Origin of the sequence: Sphingobacterium sp. 2149, from assembly GCF_031455655.1 — a bacterium.
In the GTDB taxonomy this organism is placed as follows: Bacteria; Bacteroidota; Bacteroidia; order Sphingobacteriales; family Sphingobacteriaceae; genus Sphingobacterium.
The window spans coordinates 71,585-92,039 of sequence record NZ_JAVDTD010000008.1 but is presented as its reverse complement, the minus strand read 5'-3'; the positions used below and the strand labels follow the sequence as shown (position 1 = coordinate 92,039).

Here is a 20,455-nt window from a genome sequence, read left to right as displayed (position 1 = left end):
TGATCTGGCTTAGTTGGAACGGTAATGGTAATCAAAGGACCTGTTTACATTGTTCAGGTGATCAAGAATAGCCTGAAGACGCTGCATGCCGTCGTATTTATAATACTCCGTAATCCCACGCGCATCTGTCTTGCTCGTCATGCCGATCAAGGGTTTGTACGTATAGCTCGTCACCATTGCCTGGGGAAGATTGGTTCGCAATTTATCCGCGGCGCTCTTGATCAATGTTTCCATTGTAGCTTCGGTCTGACTGCTGCTGTTTAGATTGTCAATAGTAGCTTGCGTAAGAGCCGTAATCACCTCGGCATAAGTTGCATTTTCGATCTTAGCAACTGGATACTGACCACCGTACCCACAGAGATAGGAGGTGATAATACCATCGCGTACCGTAAGCGTTTGCAAATTATTGCTAACTGCATCGTAGGAGTATTTTTGATAGGGCGAAAAGGTAAACGGGGCACTGGCATTGAAAGTGATATCGCCAGCAGACTCGGCGTTATAAGTCATTATCGGTTGCCCATAATCATTATATTTAACTTGTTTCCCTGAAATAAGTTTATTCCCTCTATACCTTCTCTCATCGATAGGAGCAATAATGTTCTTACTTTTGAGAACACTGAAATAATTTCCATAATCTTGAGGGTAATAATATTTTGTTGTTGTAATGTCTCCTTGGCTTATCCCAGTTCTCTTCTCAGTTACTTTATTATGGTATAATGATAAGTAATCATATTCGTTACTGCTCCGCACCACCCTTCCATCTGGCGTATATTGTCGATTGATTTCTTTGCTTATGTTCGTCATACCGCCAGTATTATAAGAGCGGGTATACGTGTAGTAATGATCAGATAATTTGATAACTTTGAAATTAGGGACCGCATGCAATAATTTAGTTGTATATGAAATAGAATCTTCGGCAATAAGCTTTCCTTCCTTATCATAAAATCGTTTACAGTTTAAGAGCTTACTCTGCCATCCATAATCTATAGAACTTGGGTAAGGCAAAGTGAAACAATTAGTGCCTGTGCCAGAAAAACTTTTATTTTCCCAGTAAGAGCTAAGCGTTTGTATTGAGCCTGTAAAAAAAGCATTATATGTTTCAGGGTAATCGACAGGGGAATAGTCATCATACTGACTCTTACAATTTGTATAATTATATTCTGTCTTACCAAATCCCTCCACTTCTTCTATAACGTTAGAATAAGCTGTCTCTCCTTCTAAACCGAGCCTTAAAGGGGAGCTTCCGTCAATCTTTACAACCCGCAAATAAGTTCCACAAGCACATGCCGGAATAAATTTATTATAGTTTTCATGATAAACTAACTCAGGTGGCACACCCATGTAAATTAGAGCACTTCTTACAAGCTGAAATTTGTAAGTGTCGCCTTCAGAACCTGGACCAGTATTATAATTAAAAAGGATAGGGTTATATAAATAAGTATGATAATAGTTCCTACTTTTGTTTACATATACTAAATCATCATCAATACCGGAATAACTGTATTTCTTTTTTGTTATATTACCATGATTATCAAAGGTTTCAGTTTGTTTAATTCGAAGACCGCCTCTTATATTTCCGTCCCTATTAGCCTCAAAATCGAATTGAGTATATCCTCCGGTAGGATAAATAATTTTATTCAATGTGCCGGCTTTAAGTGCTTCTCCATCTGGTTCTCGATTTGCACCGTATATCCTATGAGATTGTGGTGACAAATCAATGGGTTCATAATCTGAGACGATCTGTGTGAACCATGGATCTGTTTCTATATAAGGATAACTATCATTACTATTTCCAGGGAAAATAGTCTTGTTATAACTACCGTTATAATATCCCCAGTGATCCTGACACGGAGAAAGGCGATAAGGAAGAGTATAAACATCATCTGTGACAGGATTATTATCTCCATAATATTCGAAATGATATGTATAGCCATATTCCTTTGATTTTGAAAATTCTTTTACTGACTCAAGCCGAAGTCGATAGTTTAAGTAATCGAGACTGCTAACCTCGTTATTCTCTCGGTTTTTATAACGACGAGACGTGTTTGCTTCAAAATAGTCATAATTAAGCTCTATTCCTTTTTGAAGTTCATTACGGTTGTTATACAAAGAAATCTCTTTTAATGCCCTTCCTGAGAAACTCTCAACGTCTTTTCGGTTTTCCATAGGAGCAATTAGATTTATATAATGCCCCGACTTTGTTGTTATTCTGCTAAGAAGTGGCTCAATTATATAATACTTCGAAGATACATCTCCTGCATGATTTGACGCTTCATTGATGCTAAGACTTCCTGTGGCCGTACTCGCGTTAATAAAGCACGCCGTGTGATTTCGCGACACAGCATAATAATTTATTTTATTTTCATACTCAAAGTTAATTTCACCGCCTGTCGGGCTGATCATTTTCGTTAAGTACCAAGAGGTAATATTAACTTTTGCTCCTTGTTGTATGTAGACAGGTTTATCAAAAAAATATTTTATGCCTGTATCATCTGTTATTGTAAAAGTATTCTTATCTATTATTATGTCATCATGTTTAAATAAACATATATTGTTGTTGTTATCCAGAAAAAATTTTCCGGTTCGCCCATTAAAATTATAATAATAAATATCAGACTCTCCATCATAAAAATCTTCTGAAGGACTAGCTATCTGCTGTATTTTGGGTGTTACTGTATTTAGATATTGATCAAGCGAACTGTTATAATTTGAATAATCAGGTAAAAAGTCTTCTATAATCGGTCTCGTCTGACCGTTATCAGGTTTGCCTCTTATATCACGAGTGATAATTCCGCCGGCATTCAGAACCCATCCTAATCCAACCCATGTTGCTTCTTGGTCAACTTTAATTCCTGTAGCGTGATACGACAAGGAAACATCAACTGTAAGATCTTTATCGGATATAGACATTAAAGGGACGCTTATGTTAGGAACTCCGGTTGAATAATCAACAGGAATATCCCCATACCTTCCTAAAGCATAAGCGTTTGGCGGATAAACCTGAAATTTTTCTGTTTGTGCGCTCTGCGATCGTAACATTGACGGCAGAAATAATAAAACAAAAACTGTGTTTCTTAAATATTTCATGGTTTTATGTTAAACAATAAGTCTATATATTCTTTTAAAATAGTAAATCATCTAAATTAGAATCTTATACAATTAAATTAAGTTTGATAAAAGGAGACGATTTTAGACATACGAAAAGATGGATTGTGTCGATTTAATATTAAGATATATAGTTATTAACATAAGAAAAATCGGATACCTAACTATAATTGAAATATATAATCTTTTCAATGAAACAAATTACTCTCTTTCTTTAATGATAAAAATAGGTTTTCTCCTTAATTGATTATGTTAAAGGTATATATAATTCTTTATATATATACACTAGCGTCCAAAATAAAATTTAGGTTCGGGAAAAAGGCTATTTTTCTTATCAATAAGCATATTATTTTAGATTTCGCTGTTAGTTATCCCCCTCATCTTAAAGGCCCCCAAACTGACCGTTTTTATCAGGCGTCCTTTCCTTGATAAATGGGTCGTTGGCCCATTGCCAAAAATCTATCTTCACAAATATGTTCATGCATATAAAGCTCACAAGATTGGACAGATTCCACCTGTAGATGTCCTTTTTGTGTATATATTTTAAAAAAAGTATTCCGATAATGCGATCTCTCCCCAAAAAACTGGAGCATTTAAAAGTAGAGAATTTGGGTATGAATTACTAATTTTAAAAGGGAGGAAAAACGATAAAAAAATCAAAGTTTACCGAAGCACAGATCGCCTTTGCGATCAAACAGTCCGAGACAGGTACCCGTGTGGAAGAAGTCTGCAGAAAAATTGGTATCAGCGAAGCTACGTTCTACAACTGGAAGAAGAAATACGGTGGCTTGGGGGTATCGGAGCTGCGTAAGCTCCGGCAATTGGAAGAAGAAAATGCACAGCTGAAAAAGCTCGTGGCCGATCTTAGTCTGGACAAACAGATGCTCCAGGATGTATTAAAAAAAAAGTTTTAAAGCCTTCGCAGCGTAGAACCATGGTTACCGGACTCATTTCTGATTATCGAATTTCCCTACGCAGAGCGTGCGAGATATCTCTGCTGAGCACCTCAGTTTGGTATTATAAACACCAAAGACCAGATGACAGTCCATTACGCCTTCGCATAAAAAGCATTGCTGAAACACGCGTGCGTTACGGCATAGAACGCATTGTTGTTCTATTGAAACGTGAAGGCTGGCGGGATAATCCAAAACGGATTTATCGAATTTATAAAGAAGAAGGCTTAAATCTACGGGTGAAAAGGCCCAGACGCTGCCGTGCCGCCGCTCATCGATCCGAGAGACCGGTTTTTTCCAATTTACATGACTGCTGGAGTATGGACTTTGTCGCTGATGCGCTGTTCGATGGCAGGAAAATCCGCTGCTTAACTATAGTGGATAACTATAGCCCCGTAAATGCATGGCTATTGAGGTTGGACGGGGGCTTAAAGGAAGTGACGTTGTTTCTGTTTTGGAAGAGCTCCGACTATTCCAACAGGCAATACCCAGAAAAATCCAAGTGGATAACGGATCGGAATTGCGGAGCAATCATGAACACCAAATAAAACAAACACAGGTGAATAATTTATTTCCAAGGAGGTCGATAGATGGGCATATGAGCATCAGGTGGAATTAGTTTTCTCCAGGCCAGGAAAACCAACAGATAATCCGTATATTGAATCGGTCAATGGAAGTTTTCGGGACGAGTGCCTGAACGCGTATTGGTTCCTGTCATTGGAAGATGCGAAGGAAAAAATTGAAATCTGGAGGGAAGAGTACAACACCTTCAGACCACACAGCTGTTTAGGGGATATGACACCTGAAATGTTTATCAAAAAACATTTCAAAACAGCAGAATTTTCTACTTTAGAACACTCCTAAATTCGGGGAGAGGTCACCGATTGGAATTATTTAGTTTTGGACATAGCTAGTTAGGGTGAGATTACACATATCTGTATCTGAACGGAATTTTGTGATGTTCCCACAACACTGCTGACCTTCAACCACTGTTTGAAAAAGATCTCGATCTGCCAGCGCTGTTTATAGATCATCGCTACCATCGCTGGCTTCCACTGCATATTGTTCGTCAGAAATTCATATTCATTGCCAGTTATGCTGTCCAAAACGTGCACAAGCCTGAGTTTCTTCCCCCCATATCGTTTTGCGCTATCCCCGGTCAATGTAATGACCTGATCCTTAAGAATACCGCTCTCAAGCATCGGATCACTCTGATAGCTCTTTACAGCTTTGTATTTCATGTTTACTTGCTGCGCGTGACAAAGCCCCCCTCGGTGCTGTCCAAAATATTCATCCATTTAAAATCGACATAACCCCGGTCTATAACAACAATGCTGCCCTTGGGGAAACTTTGAAAAGCTTATGGTCGCGATGTTCATTCATATAGGATATGCTCGATTTGCTTGGAGCACGGGAAATACCTTATGGTTCATGTTGCCCGTGATACTGCGAAGACCGTTACTGATATCCCGGACCGAATCGCTGGAAGAGAGATGACAAAAAAGAATGCTTACCACATGTGTCCAGCTGTTAAGACCTTTATGATGTTTGTTGCTATTGTATTTAGACACAAGCTTTTTAAAAATATCCCGGTCTATCAATGACAACGATAGTAATCGCTGCCCCTGTCGCCGGCGTATGTACCCGGGTACTGGTCAGCAACTTCCCCCGAAAATTATAGGTATTGGTCACATAATCCGTGCCCCCAAGATGGTTTTTCGCAGCGCTCTGGATCACCCTGCCGTAGTCATCGTAATATAATACTGTGAGCAGCGGCTGGGCACCATCTGTCCGGTAAACTTTTGTACCGGTCTACAAAGACTTGATCTTGGTACTTCCGTTGATTCCGCTCACAGGAAGTGTCGTAGCGGTAAATGTATAATCATCGTAAACATAATACGTATTCAGTGCTTTGATTTCGCTCTCCCATACCCACTTGAGAACCATGCGACCTTCAAAATCTTTATATTCATCTACAGAACCGGATCGGGTCATTATATTTACACTGTTCTCGTCCCTCAACGTCGTGCGGTAAAGTTTGCCGGCCAGGTCGTTCGTCGCACTTCTCACATACAATTATCCCTATTTTCAATTCAAGAAAATCGTAGATTTGACAATCTAATTTAGAAAAAAAATCCACTACCACACAAAATAAAATTTAGATTACAAAAAAATGTGATTCCTCTTATCAAGAAGCGTATTAATTTAGACTCCTCCACTAGTGATCGCGCCCATTTAAACAAATTCCTTGTCGGAAATGTATTCCATAAGCACTCCAGCCTGATCTCCAAGTTTCTTTTTCAAACGCTGCATCGATTTTTTGATCGCATCTGGAGTAACCCCTAAAACATTGGCGACTTCCTTATTATTAAGTCCCAATTTCATCAGTACAATTACACGTAAATTGGATTCGGTGATATCGGAAAATTTAGATTGTATTTCTTGTAATAGATTAGGAAATTCTTTCATAATCAGCAGCTTAAATTCCTGCCATTTTTCCTCTGTAATCAAGTGCGACTGCAATAAGATTTTAAGTTCCTCGCGATCTCTTTCAACATTGTTGCCCTTTTCCGCTAGTAATGCTGAGAGCACATTGATCTGTTCATTGTTTCGCTTAAGATAAGCCACATATTCTTCAACCTGACTTTTTGAACTCATTAGTTCCCTATCTAGTTCAGCCTTTGTATACTTCAGGTTGAGTAGCTGATATTCATAATCGCGAATACGTTTCCTTGCCCGATAGCGAACGGCGTTGTAAATAAAGAAAAATAACACCAACACCAATAAACTTAATATGAGCCATAATCTTCTTTCGGCTTGCTTTTTCTTAATTACCGCCTGCGCTAAAGATAATTTATCCGCATATTTCTGTTTATCGGTCATAAATTTCAATTGGGATAATACAGGATCTCCATCGAGAAATCGTAACGAGTCCTGCAGACGTTCAATCCTCCTACGTGCATCTAATTCATGCCCAATTTCCCGATTATGAATGGCCAAATGTAATTTATGAATTTCAAGTTCCAATATTGTCTTCTTATCATCTGAACCTGATAAAAGCAACTCGGCCTCGCTAATCATGTGAGGAACATCAGTTATTTCTTGTCTGGCAATATTTAGTCTAATCTGCATCATTAAGGCAAAAATCGTATTTCGATTATCACCTATTGATCTAGAAATTTCAAGATCCTTATCTAACAATGATAAGGCCTTACGATAGTCTTTCATACCTTCGAAGACAGCGGCTTGATTGCCCAAAATCTTCGCGTAGCGCAATGAATCATTCTCTGCAAGAGCCAAGGATTGAGCGAGCTCAAAATTTTTCATGGCCTGCAATGTATCCCCTCTACTTTTAAGCGTCAACATCCCTAAATTGTCTAGAATTTCGGCTCTCAATCTAGGCGAAATTATTTCCTGTTGCTGCCCTAAGGTCAAGTACTTGATTCCAGACGTATAATCACCCAAGGTCCCAAAAAAATAACCAAGCTTTTTATAGGTCTGTATGATATCCAACACCAGTTCTTTCGGTATATCTTCAAGGCCTTTTTCGCCTTCAAGAATAAATGGCAAAGCTTCAGATGCTTTTAAACATCTATAAAGATAAAAGCCATACATGACTTTCACCCAAGTTTTCACATTTTGATAACTGTATCCCCCATCTAGATCCAATGCTTTAAGATAGTATTTATCGCTAAAGCTATTTCGCTTTCCCTCATCATTAAAAGACTGGTCGGCCAGCAAACAATAATAGATTGCAAGAATCGCCTTATCATTTTTTCGTACAGCTTGGCTAAAATACGGTGCTAGATATTTACTCAACGTCAGATTGGAAGATTGATGTTGCGCGGATTCTTTTATGATTGTTTCATAAAAATTTTTTTCTTCCATCGAGGAGTTTGAACTCATCAGCCCCATTCCACGAGCAATGTGAAACGGTATAATCGCTAACAAAAAAACAATTAGAAAAAATCTAGACATATAGGCGCAGGCATTGAAAATCGCATTAAAAATAAAAAATAATTTTAATTAAATCACCATGGGGCCAAATCAAACCAAAATTGGAGGATAATCTACCTACCGTAGGCTATTATAGAAAACAGATCGTATACTAGTGATATGCGCAGGATAGGGCTTGATCATTTAGACTAAATCCTATTCATTGACAAAATGATAGATATGATAGGGTGTTACCGCCTGAGATAACTGAACATCGTGTTCGTTTCGATCCGTAATAACGTCAATCGGTTCAAAAAAAGACAATCCAATACGCTGAACATCAACTTTACATTGAGAAAAGAAACGGTCATAAAAGCCTTTTCCATATCCCACTCTATAGCCAAAAAGATCAAAGATTAGCAAGGGCACAAGAACCATATCGATATCCGACGGAGCAACTTCAGCACCAGAAGTTGGTTCTGATATTCCCCAAGCATTCTTTTCAAATCTCATTTGCTTATCAAATAGATAATGCTTCATCGAATAGTCTTCAAAATTAGATCTTGAAACAGCGATTTTTATCTGAGGATGAAATTCTTGAACGTAATTTATGATAGCATAAGTATTTGGCTCGTGATATTTTTCAATAGGAATAAAAACATGTAAAAGATTCACTTTGGAGAGATCAATTTTCATAAATTGATTCAGAAGCATGCTATTGAGGACTGTCTCTCTAGCGATAGACAATTGACATCTCTTCGCTCTGTATGTATGCCTAAGCTCATTCTTCGATTTCATCTAAATAATTTTTTTTATAAAGATAAAAAAACGGCCTTGTAGCGAGCGCTAACAAGACCGAATAATCAACCTAAACCTAAAATCTTTATGTTATTTTACACGCTCGATATAGTTACCAGTCTGCGTATCAACTCTTACTTTCTCACCTTGATTAATGAACAACGGCACCATAATCTCGACACCTGTCTCTACAGTTGCCTTTTTTAATGCATTTGTAGACGTATCTCCCTTTACTGCCGGTTCAGTATATGTAATTTCCAATTCAACACTTTTCGGTGCTTCTGCCATGATAGGTTCATCACTTTCAAAAGCAATAATGACAGTCATTCCCTCTTTCAAGAAACGGGCTGAATCACCAAACAAAAACTTAGGAATATTAAATTGCTCGTAGGTACTATTATCCATTACAACGAAGAATTCACCATCTTCATATAAATACTGATAATCGTTTGTTTCTACACGTGCAATTTCCACAGATTCGTCAACTCTAAAACGATACTCAACTAATTTACCCGTTTTAACATTGCGCATTCTAGCTTGATAAAACGCGCGCAAATTGCCTGGTGTACGGTGTATATATTCTTCCACGGAAACTAATTCTCCGTTAAATCTTAAAATATTTCCTGATTTTACCTCTGATGCCTTAGCCATTCTTTGAATTGAACTTTAAACGGTTATCTCATTATTGAGTCGTCAAAAATACAAAAACTAATTGTGTTATAAAAATTTCCTTCACTACTTTTTATGGAAAAAGCTATTTTCAATAGGAAGAAAAATCAGCGTTAGCGTTCGGAAGGTAAATACACTAAAAATGCATTTTTTTAGGGTTTATGTACACAGCGATCGAGGTGAAGGAAAGGGTCATGGAAACCAGTAATACTTAGGTTTTAAAGTCCAGAATTGAAATATGTTCATCACAAAACTCATATTCTTTTTTCTGATTTGAACAGACGACAAGAATTCTAGATTTTAACTTCGTGCGATCGATTAAAGTTAAGTACCACTCTTCACCGGAACTATCCAAATTACTTGTAGGTTCGTCCAACATGACCAACGAAGATGCGGAACAACATGCTAGTACCAACTTCACCCGCTGTCGCATACCGGATGAAAAAAAACGTATCTCTCTGTCAAGCGCATGTTCCAGTCCCAATAAGCTGATAACAGTTTCTTTATCAAAAGAAGGAAGATAGCTTTTAAATTTAAAATGGAAATCAATCAGCTCCATTAAAGTAAATTCCTCTATCAATTCAACGTATGGAGCTGCAAGAGAAAGTTGCTGATATACTTGATCCACACCTAAGACTTCGTCTCCATAGTTATAGACCAATTCACCTTCAGAAGGTGTCAAACTACTCGAAAGCACTTTCAGAAAAGTAGATTTTCCCGAGCCATTATGACCAAGGATGGCATAACTCTTTCCGGACTCAAAGGTATAGTTTATATGCCTAAAAATCCATTCATTATTATACCTCCTACCAATATCCTTTAATGTAATTTTCAAATTCACAAGAACCGATAACGCGATTACATCGCTCTATTATTGAATCCTTTCATAATACCTCGGCCCGAATTCCGAATAAAATCCAAAATTTCGTCCCGAATTTCTGTTGCTTGATATTCAGCCTCTATAATTTCTATAGCCTTAGCTAAATTTCTATTTTGGACAAAAAGAATTCGATAGAGGTTCTGAATTTCGGCGATCTGATCTTCCGAAAATCCTCTTCTTCTTAATCCAACCGAATTAATCCCTGCATAAGAAATAGGTTCGCGCGCCGCTTTAACAAAGGGGGGGATATCCTTACGTACCAATGAACCACCGGTAACAAATGCATGCGAACCAATTTTGACAAATTGATGAACAGCTACCATCCCAGCCAGTACGACATAATCACCCACGGTAATATGTCCTGCAAGCGTACTGTTATTTGAGAAAACACAATTATCACCTACTTCACAATCATGCGCAACATGACTATATGCTTGAATTAAACAATTTTTCCCAATGACTGTTTTATATCTATCTTTGGTGCCTCTATTGATTGTTACACACTCCCGTATGGTCGTATTATCACCAATTTCCACTGTTGTAATCTCACCATCAAATTTTAAATCTTGGGGCTCTCCAGAAATTACGGCACCGGGATATATTTTACAATTTTTTCCTATTCGTGCTCCATCCATAATCGTCACATTTGAGCCTATCCAAGTGCCTTCACCAATGATGACGTCTTTATAAATGGTTACAAATGGTTCGATGACCACATTTTTAGCAATTTTTGCTTCAGGATGAATATAAGCTAATGGCTGTATCATCTATACTACTTTAGTTGTTATTTACTCTTACGATCTGAGCCATAAGCTCGGCTTCACATACGATCTTCTCTCCTACCATGGCCACACCTTTCATTTTTGCGATACCTCTTCGAATCGGCTCCATCAAATCGCATCTAAAAATAACAGAATCTCCGGGGGTTACCTGCGCTTTAAAACGGGCATTTTCAATTTTCAGAAATAAAGTCAGCCAATTTTCCGGATCAGGAACTGTTTTAAGAACCAAAATTCCTCCTGTCTGCGCCATAGCCTCTACTTGCAACACGCCTGGAAATAATGGCGCTCCGGGAAAATGTCCCATAAATAAATCTTCGTTCATGGTAACATTCTTCAAGCCCACCACATGTGTTTCGGTCAATTCAAGAATCTTATCCACCATAAGCATAGGTTGACGATGCGGCAAAATCTTCATAATTTCTACCGTATCGTATAATGCTGGCATATTAGGATCGTAAACTTTAATTTTTTTACGTGTTTTATCTTTCTTAATCTGCTCCTTTATCTTTTTCGCAAACGCAACATTGGCGGCATGCCCCGGCCGAGCAGCCATAATATGGCCTTTCAGCGGTCGCCCAACGAGTGCCAAATCTCCAACCATATCCAACAGTTTATGTCGGGCAGGTTCATTTTGGTAGCGTAATTGATTATTGTTTAATATTCCTTCTTTGGCAACTGCTACGGTTTCTTTATGAAAAAGATGAGCTAATTTCTGTAATTCTTCAGGTGAAGTCTCCTTATCCACAATAACAATGGCATTACTTAGGTCACCGCCTTTAATAAGCCCATGATCCACCAACATTTCTAACTCATGCAAAAAGCAAAAGGTACGTGAAGATGAAATTTCGGATTTAAAATCGTCAATTGACGTAATCGCAGCATGTTGGCTTCCCAACACCGGCGAGTTAAAATCGATCATGCAGGTCATCCTATAGCCATCCATCGGCATCCCCAATATCTCGACTTTACGATCAGGCTCTGCATAATGGATATTATTGGAAATCTCATAATAATCTCTGTCAGCATCCTGCTCCTCAAACCCTGCCTCTTCAAGCAGCTTTACAAAAATAGCTGAACTTCCATCTAAGATAGGTATCTCCGGACCATCTATATCAATCAGGACGTTATCAATTTGTAAACCAATTAACGACGCCATCAAATGTTCAATTGTACTAACACTTGCACCATTCTGAGTAATTGTCGTCCCCCTCGAAGTGTCTGTCACGTTATCTGCATCAACCAAAATTTCTGGCTGCCCCTCCAAGTCTACACGTCTGAACTTAAACCAGTGATTTTCCGGAGCTGGTTTAATGGTCATCGATACAATTTTCCCTGTATGAAGACCTACCCCCGAAATCTCAACCTCGTTTTTGATGGTTCGCTGTTTTACATTCATTTCTAATAACATATTTTTAAATCAAAACTTCTTTTGACAAAACATTTATTGATTGTGCTATACCCTTTAATGATATAGTGCTACGATAAACTACTGTTTCATCACAATTAAAGAACAGCTTATTTTCAATGAAAAATAATTATTTTAATTTTTTTTCTACTAATTTTTCTAATTCCTGGATTCGCTTTTCCAATTCAGGAAGACGAGCAAAAATCACATTAGATCTCAATTGTGGCTGATAAGGCATCAACGGTGTACCGCCCCACTTCTTACCCTCTTCTTTGATCGATCTATTCACTCCGGATTGGGCCTGAATTTGGGATCCCTTAGCAATAACAATATGCCCAACTACACCAACCTGACCGCCCAATACCACATGCTCTCCGATTTTTGAACTACCGGAAATACCAGTCTGCGCCGCAACGACAGTATTCTTTCCAATATCAACATTATGGGCAATCTGGATCAAATTATCCAACTTCACGCCATCGCGCACAATGGTAGCTCCCATGGTTGCTCTGTCAATTACCGTATTTGCGCCAATCTCAACATTATCCTCTATTTGAACATGGCCAATCTGAGGAACTTTTTTATATGTTCCGTCTTCTTGTGGTGCAAATCCAAATCCATCTGATCCGATGACAACACCTGAATGTACCACCACATTTTTACCGATCTTACAATCATGATAAATCTTCACTCCTGGATAGAGCGTTGTATTATCTCCAATCGTAACTTTATCTCCAATATAAACCTGTGGGTAAATTTTCACATGATCACCGATCGATGCTCCTCTGCCAATATATACAAAAGCACCGATGTACCCCCCTTGGCCGATTTCAGCTTCGTCGTGTATAAAATGAGGTTCCTCTCGTCCACTTTTGTCAAGGCGAAACTCATTATACATATTTAGGACAGTAGAGAAAGCAGCATAGGCATTCTTAACCCGTATAATCGTCAATGTAGGTTTAGTCGAATGTGTCAATTGCAAATCTTCATTAACAATAACAATCGAGGCATCAGTAGTATATATGAAATGCTCATATTTTGGATTCGACAAAAAAGAAAGATCACCTTTTTTACCTTCCTCAATTTTGGCAAGGTTACCTACCGCAACCGCTGGATTTCCTTCAATCCGTCCTTCTAATAATGTCGCTATTTGTTGAGCAGTAAATTGCATGGTACAAATCTATGTTTTTTTATTAAAAAATAACTACTTGGTGGAAGGAATTGCAACATATCTCACCTCTTTTGGATAACACAATGCATATTTAGCGACATTTTTCGACAGTGCTTCTAAATTCCCGAGATCAGAAGCCTCCGTTATATCGACAAGCTCGCCCGATTTTAACAAAATTTTTATTTGATCCTGGGAAGAATTATACGCACGATTCTGAATTTCCTGAGTAAATACATAATAGTGAATATCCTCCATCGCCACCCCTATCTCCGACTGTACTTTGGCCTTCACCAAATCAATATATTCGGGTGAAAAAGGTTTGTTGCTCAATACAGAGCGATATAGATCACGCTTCATTACCCGTTGACACATTGTACTTAAAATATGATCCTCATGACACTCCCATGTTTTTATGGCAGACATAATATCTGTATCATCCAAACGAGTAAACCAGTCTAAATGCAACGGGTTGTCCAAAAAATTACTTTTATTGATTTGCTGGCTTAAAAACCAATGAAAAGCTGGAGTAGAAAAGAGTTCATAGCCAGCAGCCGTCAAATATTTTGCCCGCTGCAGAATTTTAATCAGTAACTGCTCAGCACCAATAACGGTTTTGTGCAGATATACTTGCCAATACATCAGTCGCCGTGCTATCAGAAATTTCTCTACTGAATATAGCCCTTTATAATCCACAACAATTTCATCCGCTACCACATTGAGCATTTTTATGATACGATCAAATGAGATCACTCCCTCAGATACTCCCGTAAAAAAGCTATCCCTATTGAGATAGTCCATCCGATCAACATCCAACTGGCTCGACACCAATTGGTGAAGAAATTTGCGCTCGTATTTGTTATTAAAAATGGTAATTGCAAGACTCAACCTTCCGTCCAAATCCTGATTGATTCGATCCATTAACAACGAAGACAACAGCTCATGCGAAACGCCTTCAATCAAACTATGTTCTAAAGAGTGGGAAAAGGGGCCATGCCCAATATCATGGAGTAAAATAGCTGAAAGAACTGCCTCCTCTTCAGTGTCCGAAATGAATACACCCTTGCTTCTTAATGTTTCCAAAGCCATCGCCATCAAATGCATCGATCCAATGGCGTGCTGAAACCGAGTATGTAAAGCACCTGGATAGACGAGATGTGTCATACTCACCTGCTTGATATAGCGGAGTCGCTGAAAATAAGGATGCTGTACCAAATCAAAGACCAATCCTGTGGGGATCGAAACAAACCCGTATACCGGATCATTTATAATTTTATTTTTGTTCAAGGCGGCGACAAATTAATGCGATCATCAACACTATAAATTATGAAACCTAGCTCTTAAATCCCGAACGCTGGGTTAACATCAGTATAAACTTAAAACAAAGATAGTTAGTTCATCGTTAAGAAATGTTAAAAATAAAATCTAAAGCACGATATTTGCTTAAGTTAGCATGAGATCAAAAATCCGTTAAATAGGTAAGAGTTGTTCTTTTACACTATTTCATTCATAGAAACACGGTCCTCCTCTAGTAATTAAACACATATATAGCAGATGCAAAAAACACATATTCTCTGGGCTGACGATGAAATTGACTTTCTAAAACCACATATCTTATTTTTAGAAAGCAAAGGATATAAAGTTGACACCGTCAATAACGGAAATGATGCTGTTGAAGCCTTTAAAAATGGTTTTTTCCATCTCGTTTTTTTAGACGAGAATATGCCCGGTTTAACCGGACTTGAAACACTTGGTATACTGAAATCTATCAATCCTTCTGTCCCTATTGTGCTGGTGACTAAAAATGAAGAAGAACATGTCATGGAAGATGCGATAGGCTCTAAAATAGATGATTATCTGATCAAGCCGGTCAATCCCAAACAAATCTTGATGACGATAAAGAAATTGACTGAAAACAAGCGCCTCGTCAATGAAAAAACATCCATGGCCTACCAGCAGGACTTCCGTAATTTAGGGATGACCCTCAACGAAAACCTAGATTACGACCAATGGTCGGAAGTATATAAAAAGCTTGTGTACTGGGAGTTATCTCTAGAAAAGCTTGAAGATAACAATATGCATGAAATTCTGACCATGCAAAAATCTGAGGCTAACATGCAGTTCTCAAAATTCATAGAGAACAACTATATCCATTGGATTAATCGTCCCGAAAATGGCCCCATACTGTCACATCAGTTGTTTAAGAAGAAAGTGTTCCCTACGCTGGAAGATGATGTACCTACATTTTTCTTCTTAATAGACAATTTGCGGTTTGACCAATGGAAGATCATTAATGAGGTTATTACCGACTATTTCAGACTGGAAGAGGAAATAAACTATTTCAGTATTTTGCCAACAGCAACACAATATGCTAGAAATGCCATTTTTAGTGGACTAACTCCCTTAGAAATGGAAAAACGTTTTCCGAAATTATGGCAAAATGATGAAGACGAAGGTGGTAAAAATCTATACGAGGATAAATTTTTGGAGGATCAGATTAAGCGCCTTTATCGAAAGCCCATAAAACACTCCTACACAAAAATTCTGACGCTGGAACAAGGAAAAGACGTTGTAGACAATCTCGGAAATTTAATGCACAATCAGCTCAATGCATTAGTGTATAATTTTGTGGATATGCTATCTCATGCACGTACAGATAGCTCTATGATTCGGGAATTAGCAAACGACGAGGCAGCATACCGTTCCCTCACCTTGTCATGGTTTGAGCATTCCCCCTTATTGGAGGCTATCAAATGGCTTTCCCAAAAAAAGGTTCGCGTAATTATCACCACTGACCATGGCACGATCCGTGTAAAAAAGCCAAGTAAAATTGTGGGGGATCGAAATACAAATACAAATTTAAGATATAAGCAAGGGAAAAATTTGAATTATATCGACAAAGACGTCTTCGCTATCAAAAACCCACATGAGGCACAATTGCCCAAACTTCACGTGAGCTCAACATACGTATTTGCCAAGGAGGACACCTATTTTGTGTACCCCAACAACTACAACCAATTTGTAAATTACTTTAATGGAACGTTTCAACATGGCGGAATCTCTTTGGAAGAAATGATTATCCCCTTTGCGACATACTTGCCGAAATAGTAATTTTGCAGCATGGAAATTATTGTAAATTCGACCGCAGATTTATCGCAAGCAGCTCAGACACTTTTAAATAGTTTTCCAGAGGTCCGAATTTTTCTGCTATATGGTCCAATGGGGGCCGGGAAAACAACTTTTGTGAAATACCTCTGCAAACAATTAAATGTCCAAGACAGCACATCTAGCCCGACATTCTCCATCGTAAATGAATACGAATCTGCCAGTGGCCCCGTATATCACTTCGATTTTTACCGTATCAATGAGGAACAGGAGGCATTTGATTTTGGCTACGAGGAATACTTTTATTCTGGAGCATACTGCTTTATTGAGTGGCCAGAGAAAATTCCAAATTTACTTCCTGAAGAAGCAAAGGAAATACATATCAGCATCATAGATGCAACAACACGTCAAATCTCTATTCATTAACTTACCTTTTTCGACTTCCCAATATGGCTCAATCATCCTCTTGTCAATATATTCCATCTGATATTCATGTGCCCGGATTATCTGCTATACACGCCGAAAATCTTAGCTTTTCCTTTCATGAGAACAGCATGCAATTTGCTGTTGAAAACAGTTCCTTCGACATTGAAGAAGGAAAAATAACAGCTATTATAGGTGAGTCCGGGAGCGGGAAAAGCACCTTATTGAGACTTATATATGGATTATTGGAACCAACAGAAGGTGTGGTGCGCTATAAAGGCTGGCAGGTACCAACACGCAAGGATAAGTTAATTCCCGGTCACGATGCGATGAAATTAGTCTCGCAGGGTTTTGACGATTTAAATACATATGCCAACGTGTGGGACAATGTTGCTTCACAATTGCCGAATACAAATATCAAACGTAAACAAGATAAAACTGCGGAAATACTGCAACGTCTGCGGATAGACCACCTTGGGCGAAAAAGAGTAGCAGACATCAGTGGCGGAGAAAAGCAACGCGTTGCAATCTGCCGTGCGCTCATCAATGAGCCTGAAGTTCTACTTATGGATGAACCCTTTAATCAGGTTGACGCCTCATTTCGCGATACGCTCCAACAAGACATAAAAGATATAGTCAAAGAAACCGGGTTAACTGTTATACTCGTTTCTCACGATCCGACCGAAGTACTTGCTTTAGCGGATAATCTTATCGTGATGAAAGAAGGTAAAATCCTAGATCAAAACAACCCACATCAACTCTATGACAACCCTTCGCACCCTTATACCGCCCAATTGTTGGCGAAAAGCAATATCTTAAATATCCAGCAAGCTCAAAATTTAGGTATAACAACCGAAAAACCTATAGCAATCCATCAAGAATGGATTTCTATAAGTCCTTCACAAGAGTCTACTTTTTTTGTAAAAGATGTGCGATTTAGAGGATTTTATTATGAAATCGTTGTCGGCAATAATGCGATTAACTTACATACCATTACAACGTCTCAAATCATTCCGCCAAAACAACAAGCAGTCGACCTGACGATATCCCATTGGATTTCTTTTGACCATTAATTTGATGTGCTAATCCAGTGTAGCTAGCCAGGACAAAAATGCGTCAAACCACAATTTATCCGAAGTTTTGTTAATTAACCCAAAACCATGCCCCCCCTGCTCGAAGACATAAAGCTTATTGGGCACTTTTGCGTTGTCCAAAGCAGCAATCATTCGATAACTGTTTTCTATCGGCACCGCCATATCGTCTTTGGCATGTACAAAGAAAACCGGACAAACTTCCCGAGAGACTTGTAATTCAGAAGAAAATGATCTGACCAGATCTTCTGATGGATTTTCTCCGATCAGATTAATTCTTGATCCTTTATGTGTGATATCATTCTCCATGGAGATGACCGGATAAATTAATCCAGCAAAATCAGGTCTTAGGGATACATGCGGAGAATTCGCTATATAGTCCTTCTTGAATTGGGTAATTAAAGTAGAGGCCAAATGCCCGCCTGCAGAAAAGCCAATAACGCCAACCTTGCGAAGTTCAGGGTGCAACGTTCTGATCAATTGGACCGCTCGCTGAGCATCTTGAAGAGGCCCTATTGATTTGTTACGCATAATATTTGGCGAAGGTAAACGGTATTGTAAAACAAAAGCCGAATAACCATTTTTTACAAGCTCTTTTGCAACAGCATGCCCTTCATGATCCATAGCGATATGAGAATACCCACCTCCCGGAATCACCAGTACAGCGATATTCTTAGCACTACTTTTATCTGCCGGATAAGCAAATAACCTAGGAACATTTTTTTCTAACTTCACTTGCTCTTTATCCGTGGAATTTGGAATGGAATCTGCATAAAGATTGATTGTTTCCTGCGCCTTAACGAGTGAAATCAACGAACATAAAATCATAAAAATTCTTTTCATTAGCCTAATAATTTAAAAATAATTCAAACAATCGTGTCCCAGAGGTGCACTTCCGAGATCCGCTTTAGACACATCATCTATAAAGACGAAACGACTAAAAGATCCAAATCTTTGGCAGTCATATTGAACCTTGATGCCATATCAGCATTTGTAAGATTACCTTGATACAAATAAATGGAACTTCGGATTCCGGGGTTTTTCCAAATTGCGTTTTTCAATCCTCCAAGCTCAGCAAAATCGAGCAAAATTGAAGTAAAAATATTACTCATGGCATAGGTTGCTGTTCGCGCCACACGAGAAGCGATATTGGGGACACAGTAATGAATAACATCAAATTTTCGGAAAACGGGTTGATCATGTGAGGTCACTTCTGAAGTTTCAAAATTCCCGCCCTGATCGATACTTACATCTATAACAACGGAATTGGGCTTCATTTTAGATACCGTTTCTTCTGAAATCAAACAAGAAGACCTTCCATTGCGTGCTCGCAAAGCACCAATCACGACATCTGAACTGATAACAGCCTTATTTAAAATAATTGGCTGTATAACAGATGTAAAAACACGGCTGCCAAGATTGTTCTGTAAACGCCTAAGTTTATATATTGAATTATCAAAAACCTTTACCTGTGCGCCTAAAGCTAAAGCTGTTCGGGCGGCTTGTTCACCAACGGTACCAGCGCCGATAATAACAACTTCTGTCGAGGCTACCCCAGTCACACCGCCTAACATCAGCCCCTTTCCGCCAAACGCATTACTCAGATATTCCCCAGCAATCAGGGTTGCCGTAGCCCCCACAATTTCGCTCATGGCCCTAACGACCGCTAAACACCCGCCCTCGTCTCTTAAATACTCATAAGAAATTGCTGTAATCTTTTTATGCATTAATGCCTTTAAGACATCTAGGCTCATGAGTGAGGGTTGCTGAGAAGACAATAAAAGTTGGCGTTCTTTCATCAACTTTACTTCTGACGCAGTAGGGCTACCGACCTTGATAATCAAATCCGCTTGGTATACTTCTTCGCGGGAAGATACGATCCGAGCCCCCTGTTCACTATAATGATGATCTAAAAAGTTGGCTCCACTGCCTGCCCCCGTCTCAATGATAACGTCGTGCCCATTCTCTACCAATAATGCAACCGCTAATGGTGTCAAACATATCCGCTTTTCCTGGAGCGAGATCTCTTTTGGAATACCTATAAATAAACTTTTTGCATTCTTTTTCTTTTCAAAAAGCATCTCTTTTGGAGAAATCATAGCCTGACTAGCAAGCTTCCCTAACTCATTCATCTTGTCAA

18 protein-coding genes and 1 pseudogene are annotated in these 20,455 nt (G+C 38.7%); 4 read left to right on the top strand and 15 right to left on the bottom strand.

Translation table 11 applies throughout. From position 1 onward, the window contains the following. Window positions 1-9 precede the first annotated feature (9 nt). The gene (locus tag J2X77_RS12780; protein ID WP_209577518.1) at window positions 10-3,039 is read right to left on the bottom strand and encodes a hypothetical protein; all 3,030 of its coding nucleotides are present in this window, start codon (window positions 3,037-3,039) and stop codon (window positions 10-12) included. Between the two features lie 713 nt (window positions 3,040-3,752). On the opposite strand from J2X77_RS12780, the pseudogene J2X77_RS12775 reads away from it, so the two are divergent. Beyond that, window positions 3,753-4,922: pseudogene (locus J2X77_RS12775) on the top strand (IS3 family transposase). A 50-nt stretch (window positions 4,923-4,972) separates the two neighbouring features. Here J2X77_RS12775 and J2X77_RS12770 read toward each other — a convergent pair. The 12 genes from J2X77_RS12770 to J2X77_RS12720 all read right to left on the bottom strand — a co-directional run bounded on the left by J2X77_RS12770 (window position 4,973) and on the right by J2X77_RS12720 (window position 14,983). Then, window positions 4,973-5,356 carry a transposase gene (locus J2X77_RS12770; RefSeq protein ID WP_209577516.1) on the bottom strand — a complete coding sequence of 128 codons (384 nt, stop codon included), beginning with the start codon at window positions 5,354-5,356 and terminating at the stop codon, window positions 4,973-4,975. An 81-nt stretch (window positions 5,357-5,437) separates the two neighbouring features. Next, window positions 5,438-5,629: a DUF4372 domain-containing protein gene (locus J2X77_RS23755; RefSeq protein ID WP_209577515.1), complete on the bottom strand. Its 192-nt coding sequence runs from the start codon at window positions 5,627-5,629 to the stop codon at window positions 5,438-5,440. A gap of 7 nt (window positions 5,630-5,636) precedes the next feature. After that, complete coding sequence (locus J2X77_RS12765) at window positions 5,637-5,795, bottom strand: hypothetical protein (RefSeq protein ID WP_209577513.1); 159 nt, start codon at window positions 5,793-5,795, stop codon at window positions 5,637-5,639. A 75-nt stretch (window positions 5,796-5,870) separates the two neighbouring features. After that, window positions 5,871-6,128, bottom strand: coding sequence for a hypothetical protein (locus tag J2X77_RS12760; protein WP_310081025.1), 258 nt, complete (start codon window positions 6,126-6,128; stop codon window positions 5,871-5,873). Window positions 6,129-6,293: 165 nt separating this feature from the next. Then, the gene (locus J2X77_RS12755) at window positions 6,294-8,036 is read right to left on the bottom strand and encodes a tetratricopeptide repeat protein (RefSeq protein WP_209577509.1); all 1,743 of its coding nucleotides are present in this window, start codon (window positions 8,034-8,036) and stop codon (window positions 6,294-6,296) included. A gap of 174 nt (window positions 8,037-8,210) precedes the next feature. Beyond that, the gene (locus J2X77_RS12750; RefSeq protein ID WP_310081023.1) at window positions 8,211-8,792 is read right to left on the bottom strand and encodes a 5-formyltetrahydrofolate cyclo-ligase; all 582 of its coding nucleotides are present in this window, start codon (window positions 8,790-8,792) and stop codon (window positions 8,211-8,213) included. Window positions 8,793-8,882: 90 nt separating this feature from the next. Further along, window positions 8,883-9,443 (bottom strand): elongation factor P, encoded by a 561-nt coding sequence (gene efp / locus J2X77_RS12745; protein WP_209577505.1) that lies wholly within the window; start codon window positions 9,441-9,443, stop codon window positions 8,883-8,885. A 229-nt stretch (window positions 9,444-9,672) separates the two neighbouring features. Further along, window positions 9,673-10,302: an ATP-binding cassette domain-containing protein gene (locus J2X77_RS12740; RefSeq protein WP_310081021.1), complete on the bottom strand. Its 630-nt coding sequence runs from the start codon at window positions 10,300-10,302 to the stop codon at window positions 9,673-9,675. Between the two features lie 17 nt (window positions 10,303-10,319). Further along, window positions 10,320-11,108, bottom strand: a complete 789-nt coding sequence (lpxA, locus tag J2X77_RS12735) for an acyl-ACP--UDP-N-acetylglucosamine O-acyltransferase (RefSeq protein WP_209577503.1) — start codon at window positions 11,106-11,108, stop codon at window positions 10,320-10,322. A 10-nt stretch (window positions 11,109-11,118) separates the two neighbouring features. Then, window positions 11,119-12,519 carry a bifunctional UDP-3-O-[3-hydroxymyristoyl] N-acetylglucosamine deacetylase/3-hydroxyacyl-ACP dehydratase gene (locus J2X77_RS12730; protein ID WP_209577816.1) on the bottom strand — a complete coding sequence of 467 codons (1,401 nt, stop codon included), beginning with the start codon at window positions 12,517-12,519 and terminating at the stop codon, window positions 11,119-11,121. A 139-nt stretch (window positions 12,520-12,658) separates the two neighbouring features. Continuing rightward, entirely contained in the window at window positions 12,659-13,699 is a 1,041-nt protein-coding gene (lpxD, locus tag J2X77_RS12725; protein WP_293887553.1) for a UDP-3-O-(3-hydroxymyristoyl)glucosamine N-acyltransferase, read from the bottom strand. 33 nt (window positions 13,700-13,732) lie between these two features. Further along, window positions 13,733-14,983 carry an HD domain-containing protein gene (locus J2X77_RS12720; protein ID WP_293882608.1) on the bottom strand — a complete coding sequence of 417 codons (1,251 nt, stop codon included), beginning with the start codon at window positions 14,981-14,983 and terminating at the stop codon, window positions 13,733-13,735. Between the two features lie 267 nt (window positions 14,984-15,250). On the opposite strand from J2X77_RS12720, the gene J2X77_RS12715 reads away from it, so the two are divergent. The 3 genes from J2X77_RS12715 to J2X77_RS12705 are packed head-to-tail and all read left to right on the top strand — an operon-like array spanning window position 15,251 to window position 18,297. Next, on the top strand, window positions 15,251-16,804 hold the full coding sequence (locus tag J2X77_RS12715) for a PglZ domain-containing protein (RefSeq protein ID WP_209577497.1): 1,554 nt from the start codon (window positions 15,251-15,253) through the stop codon (window positions 16,802-16,804). Window positions 16,805-16,816: 12 nt separating this feature from the next. Further along, window positions 16,817-17,227 (top strand): tRNA (adenosine(37)-N6)-threonylcarbamoyltransferase complex ATPase subunit type 1 TsaE, encoded by a 411-nt coding sequence (tsaE, locus tag J2X77_RS12710; protein ID WP_209577495.1) that lies wholly within the window; start codon window positions 16,817-16,819, stop codon window positions 17,225-17,227. A gap of 23 nt (window positions 17,228-17,250) precedes the next feature. Then, on the top strand, window positions 17,251-18,297 hold the full coding sequence (locus J2X77_RS12705; RefSeq protein ID WP_209577493.1) for an ABC transporter ATP-binding protein: 1,047 nt from the start codon (window positions 17,251-17,253) through the stop codon (window positions 18,295-18,297). Between the two features lie 9 nt (window positions 18,298-18,306). Here J2X77_RS12705 and J2X77_RS12700 read toward each other — a convergent pair whose 3' ends face one another. Together J2X77_RS12700 and J2X77_RS12695 are read right to left on the bottom strand one after the other, a co-directional pair. After that, window positions 18,307-19,158, bottom strand: coding sequence for an alpha/beta hydrolase (locus J2X77_RS12700; RefSeq protein WP_293938400.1), 852 nt, complete (start codon window positions 19,156-19,158; stop codon window positions 18,307-18,309). Between the two features lie 77 nt (window positions 19,159-19,235). After that, a complete protein-coding gene (locus J2X77_RS12695; protein ID WP_293887548.1) occupies window positions 19,236-20,447 on the bottom strand; it encodes an alanine dehydrogenase in 1,212 nt (403 codons plus the stop codon). Window positions 20,448-20,455 lie beyond the last annotated feature (8 nt).

Excerpts from the sequence above, each read along its gene's own strand:
- J2X77_RS12780 (WP_209577518.1), bottom strand. The coding sequence starts at position 3,039 with ATGTTACGATCGCAGAGCGCACAAACAGAAAAATTTCAGGTTTATCCG.
- J2X77_RS12770 (WP_209577516.1), bottom strand. The coding sequence starts at position 5,356 with ATGGATGAATATTTTGGACAGCACCGAGGGGGGCTTTGTCACGCGCAG.
- J2X77_RS12755 (WP_209577509.1), bottom strand. The coding sequence starts at position 8,036 with ATGTCTAGATTTTTTCTAATTGTTTTTTTGTTAGCGATTATACCGTTT.
- J2X77_RS12750 (WP_310081023.1), bottom strand. The coding sequence starts at position 8,792 with ATGAAATCGAAGAATGAGCTTAGGCATACATACAGAGCGAAGAGATGT.
- efp (WP_209577505.1), bottom strand. The coding sequence starts at position 9,443 with ATGGCTAAGGCATCAGAGGTAAAATCAGGAAATATTTTAAGATTTAAC.
- lpxA (WP_209577503.1), bottom strand. The coding sequence starts at position 11,108 with ATGATACAGCCATTAGCTTATATTCATCCTGAAGCAAAAATTGCTAAA.
- J2X77_RS12730 (WP_209577816.1), bottom strand. The coding sequence starts at position 12,519 with ATGAATGTAAAACAGCGAACCATCAAAAACGAGGTTGAGATTTCGGGG.
- lpxD (WP_293887553.1), bottom strand. The coding sequence starts at position 13,699 with ATGCAATTTACTGCTCAACAAATAGCGACATTATTAGAAGGACGGATT.
- J2X77_RS12715 (WP_209577497.1), top strand. The coding sequence starts at position 15,251 with ATGCAAAAAACACATATTCTCTGGGCTGACGATGAAATTGACTTTCTA.
- tsaE (WP_209577495.1), top strand. The coding sequence starts at position 16,817 with ATGGAAATTATTGTAAATTCGACCGCAGATTTATCGCAAGCAGCTCAG.
- J2X77_RS12705 (WP_209577493.1), top strand. The coding sequence starts at position 17,251 with ATGGCTCAATCATCCTCTTGTCAATATATTCCATCTGATATTCATGTG.
- J2X77_RS12700 (WP_293938400.1), bottom strand. The coding sequence starts at position 19,158 with ATGAAAAGAATTTTTATGATTTTATGTTCGTTGATTTCACTCGTTAAG.
- J2X77_RS12695 (WP_293887548.1), bottom strand. The coding sequence starts at position 20,447 with ATGAATGAGTTAGGGAAGCTTGCTAGTCAGGCTATGATTTCTCCAAAA.